Here is a 14,390-nt window from a genome sequence, read left to right as displayed (position 1 = left end):
AATTCTTGGTTTGAACGAAAGATATCAACTATTATCAACTTGTCGGCATTGCACTTTCATCTGCATAAAAATTTCCCAAAGATGTCCATCAATGTCTTGAAAGCTGCGCCCATACATCCAACCATGATCTTGAGGTTCGGTCGGCTCGATTCCTCCTGCGCTTATCACATTGTTCAGCATTTCTTCAACCTTTTCTTTTGAATCAGTTGATAATGCAAAAATTGCTTCATTGCTGTTTGATGAATCGCAAATTTTTTTCTATGTAAAAGAATTAAAAAAGTTATCGACTAAAAGCATCGCATAAATGTTTTCGCCGAGAATCAAACATGCTGCATTTTCATCCGTGAATTGAGGATTGAAATTGAAACCAAGTTTTGAAAAAAACTCCTTTGACATGTTTAGTTGTTTTACAGGAAGATTAATGAAAATTTGTTTTATCATTGGATCCCTTTTATTGTTTTAAAATACTATAAGTTTAAGAAGTCTATTCCCATTTGAATTTCCACTATTCTAAATTACAAATTATCTTCTGTAAGCTTGACCCCTCGTCTCCTCAAGTTATTGTTCGTATGCTTTCTGCAGGATATTTATATCGAGCTTTTTCATTTGAAGCATGGCATCCATTACTCGTTTTGATTTTTGGTGGTCTTTATCTTGTAGAAATTCTAATAATTTTTTTGGTACTACTTCCCATGTCAAACCAAATTTATCGTTCAGCCAGCCGCACATTTGTTCTTCTCCTCCTTCAGAAAGTTTTTCCCAGTAATAATCAACCTCTTCTTGTGCTATGCAATGGACGAACAATGAGATAGCAGGAGAGAACTTAAAATGTGGACCGCCATTTATTGCCATGAATTTTTGTCCCTCAATTTCAAATGATGCAGTACTATCGGCCCGAATGGTCCGTCAGAGGTTGATTTTTTTACTTCCCCCATTTTTGAATTATTAAAAATAGTTGAATAAAAATTCAATGCTTCCTCAAGATTATTATCAAACCATAAAAATGGTGTTATAGCTGGCATATGTATTTTTCCATGAAATTGTTTTTTATTTTTTATCCAATTTTATACCGTCCAATGATCCATTCCCGAATAGTTTTCCTTTAACCTAAGGGCTTAAAAAAAATAAATGAGTTCTTGATAGTAAAGTGATTGAAACTCACTTATCCACTATTACGAAATCAGTTAAAAATTTATTTCACTAAAACCATTTTTTTCGTTTCAACGAAATTACCTGCTCTGAGCTGGTAGAAATAGATTCCACTCGGTAATTGATAATCGAAAATTGAAAATTGATGATTATAACTGCCAGGCTTCTTTGTTTCATTAACTAATGTTGCGACTTCTTTTCCAATAACATCAAATATTTTCAATGTTACAAAACTAGGACTTGAAATTTGGTAGTTGATATTTGTTGCTGGATTAAATGGATTCGGATAATTTTGTTTTAATTGAAAACTTAGATTATCAAGTTCATCAAAATTTTCGATTCCTGTTGTTGGATCGAACCAGCTTAGAATGTTTTGCATTAATCTATCACGTTTTATCGTAGATTCATCGTTATTGATACTTTCAAATCCAAATCCAAGGAAAAATAATTTTCCGCCGTTAGGGAATGTATTCCATCCTCCGGTTACATCTTGACCATCTGTTTTAAATGCGACGGATTTATTAAAACTTCCACGGCTCTCAATAATATCCATCGAAGTTTCGTTGGCTGCTCCCTCTGTTCCGTTAATTCGTAATGTCGAGATGTTCTTTCCAAACAAATCTGAAGTAATGCCGTAAACTTTATTTGCGAACAGACTCGCGTTTTTTAAATAATTTATTCCCAATGTATTTTGAAGAAATGATGGAGCATTCGCATTCAAGAATTCCGCAATATTTTGTCCGCTCAAAAATAGTTTTCCTCCGCGATTTAGAAATAAATCTAATGAATCAAGCTCGGCATTTGAGAAAAGATTTTCCTTATTTTTTCCTGTAAGATACAAGATAATATCGCGGCCGTAATAGAAGGTCCCCGGTTCACTATCAATAAATTCAAATGTCTTAGATGCATTTGAAAGCGATGATTGATAATAGTCGGCTAGACTTGGTTTATCTCCTTTCGATATGAGCATGATTTTTGGAATTCCAATTACAACTTTAAAGCTGTCAGAAAATTTACTTCCCCCCCCATCAACTTCTGCTTTAATGTAAACTGCACGGCTCACAAAATTCGGTTTTACTTTGATTGCACTATGCATCGAGTAGGGTTTTTCCGTCTTGCCTGTTACGTCTGTATTTACCTCATTGAATAAAAATTCGAGGTTCGGATCGTCAGTCCAAACTTTAAATTTAGTATTAGTTGAATTTATACTCTCAACATTCCGCAACGTAAAATTAACATTACCGATTTCATTTTGCTCAAGGCGCCCATTCTTAACTGTTGTATTTTCAGTGAGTGAAAAATCTTTGATCATAACGTACGGCATTGAACCAATATCAAAATCGACTATCATATCCTTTCCACTGTGACGAATGTCTCTTACTGAAACTAAGGTTGTCGAATCTGAATAATCATTACTGTTTGGATTTGTACTCAGATCAAACCTTGTATTTTTTGTCGAGCCTGGGAACGGATCTCCATCGTCACCGCGATTCCTATTAAAATTTAAATCTCTTCTTCCATCGGCTTGCATTAAGCCGACTTTATAGTGATTTTCGTCTCTATTTGTACCGATTGCATCATCTACATGGAAAACTAATACTCCTCCTGTGTATAGGAATCTATCAAAACCGATCTTCTGCCGATTCTCGACAAGAAAATATTCGTTTGAAATTGTACCAGTACGCCAAATTCTGTAAAGTTCTGCATGCTCCTCTGCATTTTTTATGATTTTACTTTTTTGGAACGAAGATATATCAATTGCAGAAACCCAACCCATTTTTTGTTTGCACCATGCGCTCATGTGAACAGGTGTGTGCGGGCTTCCGCCATTCCCACCCCACGAACCACCAGCCATTAGGCACCAGTTCCCTAATCCTTCAGATGTATTGTCTGTGTCATATAAATCGGGCAGACCGAAAATGTGTCCAAATTCATGTGTAAAAACACCGATTTCTATCAACTCACCGATTGAATTATCTCTTCCCGCTAACTCCGGCTGAATAGCATAGTCACCATCGATCAATACTCTCCTACCGGATTTGGGATCTACATCATTTGTTTCATAGGGCTGTCCGCCAGTCAGCATTCGGAAGTTCCATCGATGAGACCATATATTTGTTGCACCAGCTTCAGCACCCGCACCTGTATGAACTGCAGCTACGAAACTGATTCGCGGATTTCCATTATTATCGTAGTATGTTATGTATTTCGAAAAATCGAAAGTCGGATCCGCTGCTTTGATAAGATCCAAAACGAATTTTGGTCCGCCAGAAGACGAGAGTCCATTATTTGATCCTACATACGACATCATCGTTCCAGGAGCTTGATACCAATTCGTACAGAATCCCGAAAAGTGCATTTGATCATAAGAGACTTCTTTATAATACTGAGTTACAGTTCCAGTTGGATTTGGTCCGTCAAAAAGCTGCTGTTGAAATTGTTCTCTGCTGTAACGTGGTGAGCTGTCTGAGTATCTTCCTAATAATGTCAGAGCATTTACTGTATCTCTAACCAAAGCGGATTTAGGTAAAATATCTTTGTGTACTTGATTCCTAATTTCTTCACGTTCACGAATTCGTTTTGCCCAGTATCCCTCCAAATATTCTTTTTGAACCATAGAATGAAATTCATTAACATGTTTGGGGATTTTGATGCCATCTTTACCTGGAGAAATTGGATAACTCTCAGATACAAAAAAAATGATAAGTAAAACGATTGTAACTCTTTTCATTACTTCCCTCTTATTTATTTTGATATAACTTTTATCTTTAGCTAAATTTGAAATATGATAATCGCATTAGCTTCAATTAATCCGACAGTCGGAAAGATTAATTATAACTTCAAGAAAATTAAGGAGAATGTCAACAAAGCAATTCATCGCCGAGCAGATTTAATTATTTTCCCTGAACTTTCAATATGCGGCTATCCTCCATTGGATCTTTTAGATAAAAAGACATTCATTGATGAGTGTATTGAGGTATTAAATGATGTTGCGAAGTTATCAGAAAAAATTTCGATTGTGGTCGGAGGTATAACTCGCGACACGGATATGATTGGAACAAATAATTTTAATTCCGCTATATTTTGCGAGAAGGGGAAGATTAAATCAATTCACAATAAAACCCTTTTGCCGAACTACGATGTTTTTGATGAGGTTAGATATTTCGAACCGTCGAAAAATATTTTTCTTTCTCAGATTGGGGGAAAAAAAATTGGAATCTCAATTTGTGAAGATGCTTGGAATGATAAAGATTTTTGGATGCATAGAAAGTATGAGAATGATCCGGCTGAATTTATTGTCAAACAAAAACCAGATTTTTTAATCAATATATCGGCGAGCCCTTTCAGTATAGGGAAGGAAAAAATACGAACTGAGATGTTTTCCCAAATCGCGAAAAAAAATAATCTTCCAATAATATTTGTTAATCAAGTTGGAGCAAATACCGATTTAATTTTTGACGGTGGATGTAAGGTATATGACAGCAACGGAAATCTGATTATTGCATCTAATCGATTCGATGAGCAATTAGTGTTTTTTGATACTGAAAAAAAATATGACATTTTAGATTATAATCCAGCTGATGACATCGAAGATATATTCAACGCTCTTGTTCTTGGAATTCGAGACTACTGCTCGAAATCTCGGTTTGATAAAATAGTGCTTGGATTAAGCGGAGGAATTGATTCAGCATTGGTTGCAGCTCTTGCAGCGTCTGCTATTAAACCTAAAAATGTACTTTGCGTCCTGATGCCATCGCAATATTCAAGTGAGGGAAGTGTTAAAGATTCTCAGAAGTTGATAAATAATCTGGGTGTTAATGGAACATCTATTCCAATCAACATGTTATTCAATGAATATAAAACAAGTTTAAAAAATGAGTTTGCTGGAACAAATGAAGATATCGCTGAGGAGAATCTGCAATCAAGAATTAGAGGAAATCTTTTGATGGCACTTTCTAATAAGTTTGGATATTTACTGCTTGCCACTGGGAATAAATCAGAATTCGCCACCGGTTATGCAACTTTATACGGTGATATGTGTGGCGGTTTAGCTCCGATTTCAGATCTATATAAAACTACTGTATACAAACTTGCTAGATTTATGAACAAAGAATCCGAAATCATTCCCGAAGAGATAATTCAAAAAATTCCTTCTGCAGAATTAAAACCAAATCAAACAGATCAAGATACTCTACCACCTTATGAGATTTTAGACAAGATTTTATATCAATACATAGAAGAATCGAAGGAGGAGGATGAAATTATTAAATCAGGATTTGAACGTGAGTTAGTTAGAAAAACATTGAAAATGGTTGATAGAGCTGAATATAAGCGGAAACAGGCTGCACCAGGACTAAAAGTAACAAACAAAGCATTTGGAACGGGAAGAAGATTCCCAATTGTACAAGGATGGAGATAATAATGATAAAGCGAATTTTATTTATTCTTTTTGTGCTTACAAATTTATCATTCAGTCGAGATGTTTTGACCATCGACGGAAAATCAAATTTTGAAAAACTTCATGCGGGTTCGGAGTTAAAAGTTGCGCTGAATTTAAAGATAAATCCCGAATGGCATATTAATTCGCATAAACCGAATGACGAATTTTTAATACCAACTAAGATCAGTATCAAATCAGAAATCGGTTTAACTTTTTCAAATGTAACCTATCCCAAACCGCATGATATTGAACTTGGTTTTTCAGATGAACCTGTTTCAGTGTTTGAAGGGGAGAATAATATCATTGGTATAATTCAAATTCCTAATGATTTGGTAATTGGAAATTATGAATTTGAAGTGATCTTTGAATATCAAGCGTGCAATGACCAGACCTGCCTCCCTCCAAAAAGGATAAAGATACCGTTCAAATTTGAGCTTGTGAGTGTTAGTACTCCTATTATACAAGTGAATTCCGAATTGTTTCAAGGTACTGAATTGAAATCAGAAGTAGACGAAAAAAAAAATACTGAAGACTCGCTGATCAACGAAGAAAATTTACTTCTTTCGTTCATTTTAATTTTTCTTGGAGGACTTGCACTTAATTTAACACCCTGCGTTTATCCTTTAATTCCGATAACAATTGGATTTTTTGGAGGGCAAAGTGAACAAAAAACTGGAAAGTTATTTTTGCTTTCCGGGCTTTATGTTTTAGGAATGGCTATCACATATTCTGCGATTGGAGTGGTTACAGCTTTGAGCGGAAGTTTGTTCGGAGCCGCACTTCAGAATCCATTTGTATTAATTTTTATTGCACTTGTTTTGATTGGCTTGTCCTTAAGTATGTTCGGTTTGTATGAGTTTCAGCTTCCAAGTTCTTGGGTGGCAAAATTTGGAGGGGCGAAGGGAGGAACTTTTGGTGCGTTATTCATGGGATTAACTATGGGTATTGTTGCTGCGCCATGTATTGGTCCGTTTGTAATTGGACTCCTAACATTTGTCGGAGCAAAAGCAGATGTAGTGCTGGGATTCTTTATGTTTTTTGTTCTTGCTCTAGGACTCGGCATGCCTTATTTATTTCTTGGTGTATTCTCTGGAAAAATTAAAAATCTGCCTCGCTCAGGTGAGTGGATGGTTGCTGTAAAGAAAATATTCGGATTTATTCTTGTAGGTATGGCACTCTATTTTATTCTTCCATTACTTCCTAAAAATATTTCTGGTTATATATTACCTGTGTTTATGACCCTTGCGTCACTTTATCTTTTATTTTTTGATAGAATGGGAGAAGGGATTCGTACGTTTAATATATTTAAAAAAGTTTTTTTGACGATTGTAGTTTTTGTTGGCGCCTGGTTTTTGATTCCATCTTCTGCAAATTCAGTTGTGTGGGAAGAAGTATCTGAAATCAAGTTTGGCGGACAGCCCACAATTGTTGACTTCTATGCTGATTGGTGTATTCCATGCAAAGAACTTGATGCGATTACATTCACTGATCAGAGTGTAATAGATGAATCAAAACGCTTTCGCACTTTGAAGGTTGATCTAACAAACACCGGTGATGAACAAATTCAAAAAATGATGAAACGTTTTGAAATTGTTGGGGTACCGACTGTGATCTTTTTTAATGATGATGGGAAAGAAATTGAACGTATAACTCAGTTTGTAAGACCTGCTGAATTTTTGAAATTGATGAAAAGTGTAAAATAAATTTCGATTGTACCGGGTTAAGTGATTTATGTTTAGTTTCGTTTTCTTTTTGGTGAGATAAAATTTTGAGCTTTAAGTTCTAACGATTTTGTATTCTTTATATCCGTTATAAATTTCTGTAGCAGCAACTCTAACAACATTTGCAACGGGGACGGCTAGTAACATTCCAGCAATTCCAATCAATTGTCCACCAGTCAAAATTAAGAATATTATCACTACGGGATGCATGTTCACACTTTTTGCAAAGACATATGGTTGAACTAAGCCATTATCAATTGTATAAATCAAAGTGAATAGTAATAAAATCGGAATGAACATCGAGAAATCGCCAAACTGGTAGAATGAAACAAGCAATGCCGGTATACCACCAATTATTGGACCGAAGTAAGGTATCAAATGACCGATTCCTGCGATTAGACCAATCATAGCAAAATTGTCTATGCCTAAGAAATAAAGCCCTATGGTTGAAGCCACTCCAACAAAACACGCATCGAGTATCCAGCCGCGAACAAATCTGCCAATTTCCTTATCGACTTTATTTATGACTCTGTATGCCATTTCATAGTATCGATTCGGCAGCAAATTAATGAATCCAAGTTTCAATTCTCTTCCATCTTTCAAAATGAAAAATGTGATGAATGGTACAATGACCAAAAACGCAGCAAATAATAGAACCTCCCCAACGAATCCGGAAATGTCCGTAAAGAAACTTTCAACCGACGTTTGAATAAGTCTGGATAATCTATCTGATAATTCTCCCGGCTTTACAAGTGGGAAAATTTCTGTTATAGACTTGTCTAATTTATTAAGGAGTTCCTGAATTTTTAAGTCGCGAAGTGATACAAGTAAATTTTCAAATTGATTAGAAAATATCGGGATGAAGTAATAGACTAAAAACCCAATCAGAAATAATGCACTTCCTAGAACAACCATCACAGAATAAGTTTTTTGGATCTTAAAAAACTCGACATATTTAACTAACGGTTTCAGTATGAATGAAATGAGTATCGCAACTGCAAGAATCACTATCAAATTAAAAATCTGAATGGAAAAATATACTACTCCGATAATGGATAATAATATCAGAAGATACTTGATAATTTTTTTTGTCAAATTATCTTGAGTCAAAGCTATATCCTGCCAGTTGCAAAATGGATTTTATCCAGTTATCGCTTCGACGCGTTTTACTTCCGGAACTTCTCTCATCAATGCACGCTCAACGCCGGCACGAAGTGTCATCTGTGACATAGGGCAGGTACCGCAGGCACCAACGAGTTTTACTTCAACGATTCCATCTTCAGTAACATTTACAACCTCAACATCACCGCCATCGGCATGAAGATATGGTCTTACGGAATCGATTGCTTTTTCTATTCTTTTACGGAGGTCTTCCATCTTTAATCCTGAATTGTATAATAAAATTTCTTTACAAACTTAATGAAATTATCAAAAAGATATTTGGAAATCGAAAAGTTCCAATCAAATCAAATGTTAAGTTTTAATTATTTGTCAGTATCTCTATCTTGGGAATGATTGGAGATGAAACATTTCTAATGCTCACTTGTGCCGCCATGCTCCTTGCTATTTCTTGAATTTTCTTAGCTTCTTCGCATTCTGGATTTTGAATGACAATAGGTTTTCCTGCATCTCCCCCGACTCGAATTTGTGGATTGATTGGGATCTCTCCCAAGAAAGGGACATTTAATTCTTGAGCAGCTTTTTGCCCTCCGCCGTATCCAAAGATCTCATAACGCTTGCCGGTGTCCGGAGCAAGAAAGTAGCTCATGTTTTCGATAATACCGAGAATTGTTACGTTGACCCGATCAAACATTTTCAATCCTTTGCGTGCATCAATTAAAGCGACATCTTGCGGGGTTGTTACAATAACAGCTCCTGTTAAAGGAATGAGTTGAACGAGTGTTAGTTGAATATCACCTGTACCGGGGGGCAGGTCAAATATGAGATAATCGAGGTCGCTCCACTCAACATCAGACATGAACTGTTTTACCGCTCCGCTCGCCATCGGACCTCGCCAAATGACAGGGGTATTATCGTCTACCAGAAAACCGATAGACATTAACTTTACACCATAATTTTCAAGCGGAATAATTTTGTAATTATCTTCTCTGCCGATCATTTTAGGTTTACCGTTTACGCCAAGCATCAAAGGAATACTTGGACCGTAAACATCTGCATCAATTAAGCCAACTTTCGCACCATCTTTTGCTAAGGCAACTGCAAGATTAACTGCAACTGTAGATTTACCAACTCCTCCTTTACCACTTGCAACTGCGATAGTATTTTTTACTCCCGGAAGAAGCTGGGCTTTAATTTCATTAACATGACTGCGGACGGAGGCTCCCATTTCAATTTCGATATTTTTAACTTGAGGTACTTCCTTTCGAATTGCATCAATGCAATCTTGCTTTATTTTATCTTTTAATGGACATGCAGGTGTAGTTAATTCAACTTTTACTTTTATATTGTCACCTGAAATTTGAATGTCTTTGATCATTTTAAGACTGACTAAATCTTTATTAAGATCAGGATCATTAACTTGTTCTAATGCACTTAAAATTAATTTATCAGTAATCTTAGTCATCTTTCTCCTAAGTTTTTAGTTCATTAAATTAAAATCTGACTTACAATTCCGCCAATCAAAAACGCGAAGATCCATGCAAAGCTCCATATTATCATACCTTGTTTGATCCCTCTTTCCTTAAGCATGATAACGAAAGAAGCGATACAAGGAACAAACAAAGTAATTGTAATTAATGCAACAACAATTTGATCAATAGATAAATTCATATCGAATAGACCTGCTGCGCCGAAATCTCTCCTGATCATTCCCATGACAAATGCTGTTGATGCTTCTTTCGGAAGTTGTAGAAAATTGACTGTAAGCGGACTCAATGCTGAGTGCCAAAACTGAAGTAAATTTGTAAGCTGTAAAATTCCGATGCCTGCAGCACCAACAAAGAACCATGGTGCAGCTTCTTTCATAAAACCAAATGTTCTGTAAAAAGTTTTTTTGGAAACATTACTGATCCTTGGCCATCGCATTGGCGGGAGATCGAGCAAAAGGGGTGGACTTTCGCCTGGTACTAATTTATTAAGAATTGCGCTTGAAGCGATCATCACCGATAAAATGACGGTTGAATAAATAACCAATGCTTTAAATCCAGCAGTGCTTAGAAGGACTGCAATAACTGCCAATTGTGCCGAGCATGGAATTACAAATTGTAATAGTGCAGTCACTATGCTTTTCTCTCGTTCAGTACTTAGCATTCGAGTTGTAATTGTTGCCATGGTTACGCATCCGAAACCGAGAATTATTGGAATGATAGCCCTTCCATTTAATCCAACCTTTGTGAAGGTTTTATCAACAAGTGCTGCTAAGCGAGGCAAATAACCGCTGTCTTCCAAAAATGCAAGCGATAAATAAAATGCAAGAACAAGCGGAAGCAATAAAAATAATAGATAACTAATTGTCATCGTTATAACACCGAACTCACCAAACAGAAAAGTAGGGAATGGATGTGTGAAATGAAAATCTACCTGGTTTTCTTTTTCATGAATAGAATTTCTTAAATCTTTCCAAAGATTGGGACTCGAATTAGTGCCTTCGGGGAAATTGAATACTCTCTGATTTAATATGGATTCGTCTTCTCCTAAGATTTTTACATCTATCAAAGTATCGGTAAATTTTGCTACAAATGATTTTGTATAAAATTCGAAGTAATTTTTCCCGATTGTATTTTCTGTGAAACCAACCACACGTTGTGCTACAAAATCCCCAACAAAAAAATACATTATAGTTAATACAAAGAATAGTATTGGAATTCCGGTTATTGGATTGAGGCATAATCTACCAAGCTTGGAGAAGAAAATTCCTTGTTTTGTTCCTTCCGTTTCGACTGAGTCTAGAATTTCTTTGACTTTATTTCTTCTGTTTATGTAGATCTCTTCTCGGTAATCTGGACCTTTGTAATTGAATTTATCTGAAAAATATTTATCACCCTCTAATAGCAAAAGTGAACTTGCTTGTGAATTACAAATGTTTTTTAATTCCTCGAGTTTGGAATTAAGAGTTTTATCACTTTTACCCTGGCGAGCCGAACGAATTGCATTATCAAGATTTTCGAAACCGATTTTCCTGATTGCACTTGTTTCAAAAACTTCTACACCAAGAAGTTCAGATAATTTTTTTGAGTCAATGAGTATGTTCTTTTTTTTGACTTCATCGATCATATTCAACATGACGGAGACTTTTTTACCCATTTCGATTAATTGAAGAGTCAAGAAAAGATCGCGCTCAAGATTTACAGCGTTTACTACGTTTACGATCACATCAGCATTTAGAATTACATCACGAGCGACTCTCTCCTCATCATTAAAAGAGGAAACACCGTAAATTCCGGGTGTATCAATGATCTGAGCGTTTTTGTATTTGCCAGTAAGTAATGAAACAGTTGTTCCAGGAAAGTTTGAAACTTCGGCATATAAACCACTAAGATGATTAAAAATTAAAGATTTGCCGACGTTTGGATTGCCGGTAATGACAATCGTTTTAGGAAAATTTTCTGAATCTAGATTTTGCTGGGAAAGGTTATCTTCTTCGTTCTGATCGTTGCTGGAGTTTTCAATTCTCATTTGTTACCGTTATCGATTTAGCCAAATCATATCCTAAAGCAATTTCTAATCTATTCTTTTGCAAAATAACTGTACCGCCAAAAATTCTATCCATGCAGCGAACTCGTTCGCCTTCACATATCCCAAATCTTATTAACTGGGATTTGATTACTCCATTTGGTAAAAAACTAATTACGAGATTCTGGCCTGGTGCAGCTTTATCTAAAGTGAATGACATTTAATTTTTCTCGATTGATGTTCCAGATTTACATTTTTTTAAGTCCTTGCAGTAACCATAAATATTGAAACTGTGATTGACTGCAACGAAGTTGTATTCATCACAAATAGATTCCTGAACTTTTTGAATAGCGGAAGACTTGAACTCAGTGATTCTGCCGCAATTCACACAAATAATATGATTGTGATCAAGTACACCGATAATTTTTTCGAATCGAGCTTCTTTACCCAGAAAATTTTGTTTCGAAAGCAATCCACAAGTGACAAGTAATTCTAAAGTGTTATAAACTGTTGCCCGTGAAATATTCGAACCATCATTTTTCATGCTTAGATATAATTCATCGGCGCTGAAGTGTTCATTCCTTGCATAAGCATTCTCAAGTACTTCGAAACGTTCGGGTGTAACACGATATGGACCTTTCCGAAGAAAGTTCGTGAATATCTCCACCGCATGTGTAATGTTCGCAATCATTAATCAATTACTATTTAGACTAAGTCTAAATTAGAAGATTTTTATTAAGAAAGCAAGTGGATTTTTTAAAATAACTTTTGACGAATTATGCATGGAATTAAAAATTAACTGTCTTTGTTAGTAATAAAGATTTAGCTTTTAAAAAGCACTAACTGTAATTGATTGAAAAAAACAAAATCTTTAATTTGAAATAAAATAAAAAAACAATAAGGTTAATCATGGCAAATTCATTTGAAATAATTGTCCGCGTTGGTATTTCTACAAAAAGTTTTTCCGATGCGGTTGAACAAGCCGTAAAAGAGGCAGCAAAAGAAGGAACAGTAAATTGGTTTAAAGTAGAAGAGCACCGTGGACGAGTTTTACCTGATGGGAACTTAGAGTTTCAAGCTACAGTAAATATCGGAAGAAAATTAAATTAAAGGAAAATCTATGGCTATAAAAAAAGGTGATACCTATAAAAATTTCAATCTGAAAAATCACAAATTTGAAAATGTAAATTTGAACGAATATATTTCAAAGCAAAACGTAATTCTGCTTTTTTTTCCATTCGTTAACACTGGAGTATGTGAGAAAGAACTTTGCTCAACTAGGGACAATATGGATATGTATGCAAATCTAAATGCGAAAGTATTTGCGATTAGTGTCGACAGCCCATTTGCACTAAAACTTTGGAATGATAAGTTTAATTTTGGTTTCGATTTATTGAGTGACTTCAATAAAGAAGTATCAGAGCTTTACGGAGTATTGGAAGAAAATTGGGTGCCAGCAAAATGGGGACTTAAAGGAGTTGCAAAACGCTCTGCATTTGTGATTGATAAGAATGGAATTGTGCAATACACGGAAGTGTTGGATGATCCAGGTAAAGAACCAAATTATGAATCGATTAAATCAGTTCTTGAATCTCTAAAATAAAACTTGCACTAGTTAATCAATGCAGTTTCAATCCAAAATAATTTGATACTTCATTAAAATGGAATTTGAGTTTCTTAATCGGGTTTCTTTTTTTCTCCAGATCTTATCACTTGTGATTTGGGTTGGCGGGTCGATTTTGATTTCTGTGATTATCACTCCATACAGCTTCAAAGCATTTTCTAAGAAAGAAGACGCAGGTAATTTTGTCGGGCAAATTTTAGAACGGTTTGACTATTTTATTATTATTTCGATTTTTATTTTTTTGTTAGCAATTTTAATAGAATTAGTCAATTCTGCTCGAAATCCAATTTTAAAATCACAATTTCAAATCCATTTAATTCTATTCTCAATAATGACTTTGCTCGCGGCTGTTTCGAGGTTGGTGATTCGTCCGCTAATGAAAAACGCCAAGAAAAAAATAACATTAGTGAAAATTCAAGAAGAAAAGAATCCGTTTAAAAGAAGATTTTCTGTTTTTCATGGAATTTCATACTCAATTTTTATAATTAATATCGTACTTGGATTAATATTAATTTTTTTAAATCAATTTTAGGAGATTGAATGTTAAAAGCTGGAAGCAAAGCGCCGAACTTTTATTTGGTGAACCAGAACGGAGAAAAAATATCATTGAAAAATTTTCTTGGAAAGAAAGTTATACTTTATTTTTATCCAAAAGATATGACTTCCGGTTGTACGAAACAGGCATGCGACTTTCGCGACAACATTAAAAAATACGAGAAAAAAAATGCAGTTGTAATAGGTGTCAGCGCTGATTCGGTTCAGTCTCATAAGAAATTTGAGGAGAAATATGATCTTCCCTTTACAATATTGAGCGATGAAAAGA

General features: G+C 35.1%; 13 protein-coding genes and 2 pseudogenes. 6 read left to right on the top strand and 9 right to left on the bottom strand.

Annotation, left to right across the window (positions count from 1 at the left end; translation table 11 throughout):
• Nucleotides 1-24: 24 nt before the first annotated feature.
• The 3 genes and pseudogenes from FJ213_06485 to FJ213_06475 form a co-directional block, all read right to left on the bottom strand.
• A pseudogene (locus tag FJ213_06485) lies at nucleotides 25-441 on the bottom strand (glyoxalase/bleomycin resistance/extradiol dioxygenase family protein).
• A 117-nt stretch (nucleotides 442-558) separates the two neighbouring features.
• A pseudogene (locus FJ213_06480) lies at nucleotides 559-1,022 on the bottom strand (VOC family protein).
• A 170-nt stretch (nucleotides 1,023-1,192) separates the two neighbouring features.
• A complete protein-coding gene (locus FJ213_06475; protein MBM4175805.1) occupies nucleotides 1,193-3,880 on the bottom strand; it encodes a M6 family metalloprotease domain-containing protein in 2,688 nt (895 codons plus the stop codon).
• A gap of 54 nt (nucleotides 3,881-3,934) precedes the next feature.
• Here FJ213_06475 and FJ213_06470 point away from each other — a divergent pair, with 54 nt between their 5' ends.
• Complete coding sequence (locus FJ213_06470) at nucleotides 3,935-5,569, top strand: NAD+ synthase (protein MBM4175804.1); 1,635 nt, start codon at nucleotides 3,935-3,937, stop codon at nucleotides 5,567-5,569.
• 5 nt (nucleotides 5,570-5,574) lie between these two features.
• Nucleotides 5,575-7,293 (top strand): thiol:disulfide interchange protein, encoded by a 1,719-nt coding sequence (locus tag FJ213_06465; protein MBM4175803.1) that lies wholly within the window; start codon nucleotides 5,575-5,577, stop codon nucleotides 7,291-7,293.
• A 72-nt stretch (nucleotides 7,294-7,365) separates the two neighbouring features.
• Here FJ213_06465 and FJ213_06460 read toward each other — a convergent pair whose 3' ends face one another.
• The 6 genes from FJ213_06460 to FJ213_06435 form a co-directional block, all read right to left on the bottom strand.
• Nucleotides 7,366-8,427, bottom strand: coding sequence for an AI-2E family transporter (locus tag FJ213_06460; protein MBM4175802.1), 1,062 nt, complete (start codon nucleotides 8,425-8,427; stop codon nucleotides 7,366-7,368).
• A 24-nt stretch (nucleotides 8,428-8,451) separates the two neighbouring features.
• Nucleotides 8,452-8,688: a NifU family protein gene (locus tag FJ213_06455; GenBank protein ID MBM4175801.1), complete on the bottom strand. Its 237-nt coding sequence runs from the start codon at nucleotides 8,686-8,688 to the stop codon at nucleotides 8,452-8,454.
• A gap of 103 nt (nucleotides 8,689-8,791) precedes the next feature.
• Nucleotides 8,792-9,895, bottom strand: coding sequence for an iron-sulfur cluster carrier protein ApbC (apbC, locus tag FJ213_06450; GenBank protein MBM4175800.1), 1,104 nt, complete (start codon nucleotides 9,893-9,895; stop codon nucleotides 8,792-8,794).
• Between the two features lie 23 nt (nucleotides 9,896-9,918).
• A complete protein-coding gene (locus FJ213_06445) occupies nucleotides 9,919-11,946 on the bottom strand; it encodes a ferrous iron transporter B (GenBank protein MBM4175799.1) in 2,028 nt (675 codons plus the stop codon).
• A complete protein-coding gene (locus tag FJ213_06440; protein ID MBM4175798.1) occupies nucleotides 11,936-12,163 on the bottom strand; it encodes a ferrous iron transport protein A in 228 nt (75 codons plus the stop codon). The genes FJ213_06445 and FJ213_06440 overlap by 11 nt, the downstream gene beginning before the upstream one ends.
• Complete coding sequence (locus FJ213_06435; protein ID MBM4175797.1) at nucleotides 12,164-12,634, bottom strand: transcriptional repressor; 471 nt, start codon at nucleotides 12,632-12,634, stop codon at nucleotides 12,164-12,166.
• A gap of 218 nt (nucleotides 12,635-12,852) precedes the next feature.
• Between FJ213_06435 and FJ213_06430 the strand changes: the two genes are divergently transcribed.
• From FJ213_06430 to FJ213_06415, 4 genes are all read left to right on the top strand, one after another.
• Nucleotides 12,853-13,053, top strand: coding sequence for a dodecin domain-containing protein (locus FJ213_06430; GenBank protein ID MBM4175796.1), 201 nt, complete (start codon nucleotides 12,853-12,855; stop codon nucleotides 13,051-13,053).
• 10 nt (nucleotides 13,054-13,063) lie between these two features.
• Nucleotides 13,064-13,546: a redoxin domain-containing protein gene (locus FJ213_06425; GenBank protein MBM4175795.1), complete on the top strand. Its 483-nt coding sequence runs from the start codon at nucleotides 13,064-13,066 to the stop codon at nucleotides 13,544-13,546.
• A 58-nt stretch (nucleotides 13,547-13,604) separates the two neighbouring features.
• On the top strand, nucleotides 13,605-14,099 hold the full coding sequence (locus FJ213_06420) for a DUF4149 domain-containing protein (GenBank protein ID MBM4175794.1): 495 nt from the start codon (nucleotides 13,605-13,607) through the stop codon (nucleotides 14,097-14,099).
• 8 nt (nucleotides 14,100-14,107) lie between these two features.
• The coding region (locus FJ213_06415; GenBank protein ID MBM4175793.1) for a peroxiredoxin at nucleotides 14,108-14,390 on the top strand (283 nt) is incomplete at its 3' end.

Source organism: Ignavibacteria bacterium (assembly GCA_016873845.1).
Taxonomy (GTDB): domain Bacteria; phylum Bacteroidota; class Ignavibacteria; order Ch128b; family Ch128b; genus JAHJVF01.
The sequence above is the reverse complement of the archived record's forward strand: the minus strand, read 5'-3'. Positions and strand labels throughout refer to the sequence as shown.

What these genes read in the sequence shown, in the direction of transcription:
- FJ213_06430 (MBM4175796.1), top strand. Translation starts at nt 12,853, where the DNA reads ATGGCAAATTCATTTGAAATAATTGTCCGCGTTGGTATTTCTACAAAA.
- FJ213_06420 (MBM4175794.1), top strand. Translation starts at nt 13,605, where the DNA reads ATGGAATTTGAGTTTCTTAATCGGGTTTCTTTTTTTCTCCAGATCTTA.
- apbC (MBM4175800.1), bottom strand. Translation starts at nt 9,895, where the DNA reads ATGACTAAGATTACTGATAAATTAATTTTAAGTGCATTAGAACAAGTT.
- FJ213_06475 (MBM4175805.1), bottom strand. Translation starts at nt 3,880, where the DNA reads ATGAAAAGAGTTACAATCGTTTTACTTATCATTTTTTTTGTATCTGAG.
- FJ213_06470 (MBM4175804.1), top strand. Translation starts at nt 3,935, where the DNA reads ATGATAATCGCATTAGCTTCAATTAATCCGACAGTCGGAAAGATTAAT.
- FJ213_06455 (MBM4175801.1), bottom strand. Translation starts at nt 8,688, where the DNA reads ATGGAAGACCTCCGTAAAAGAATAGAAAAAGCAATCGATTCCGTAAGA.
- FJ213_06425 (MBM4175795.1), top strand. Translation starts at nt 13,064, where the DNA reads ATGGCTATAAAAAAAGGTGATACCTATAAAAATTTCAATCTGAAAAAT.
- FJ213_06435 (MBM4175797.1), bottom strand. Translation starts at nt 12,634, where the DNA reads ATGATTGCGAACATTACACATGCGGTGGAGATATTCACGAACTTTCTT.
- FJ213_06445 (MBM4175799.1), bottom strand. Translation starts at nt 11,946, where the DNA reads ATGAGAATTGAAAACTCCAGCAACGATCAGAACGAAGAAGATAACCTT.
- FJ213_06440 (MBM4175798.1), bottom strand. Translation starts at nt 12,163, where the DNA reads ATGTCATTCACTTTAGATAAAGCTGCACCAGGCCAGAATCTCGTAATT.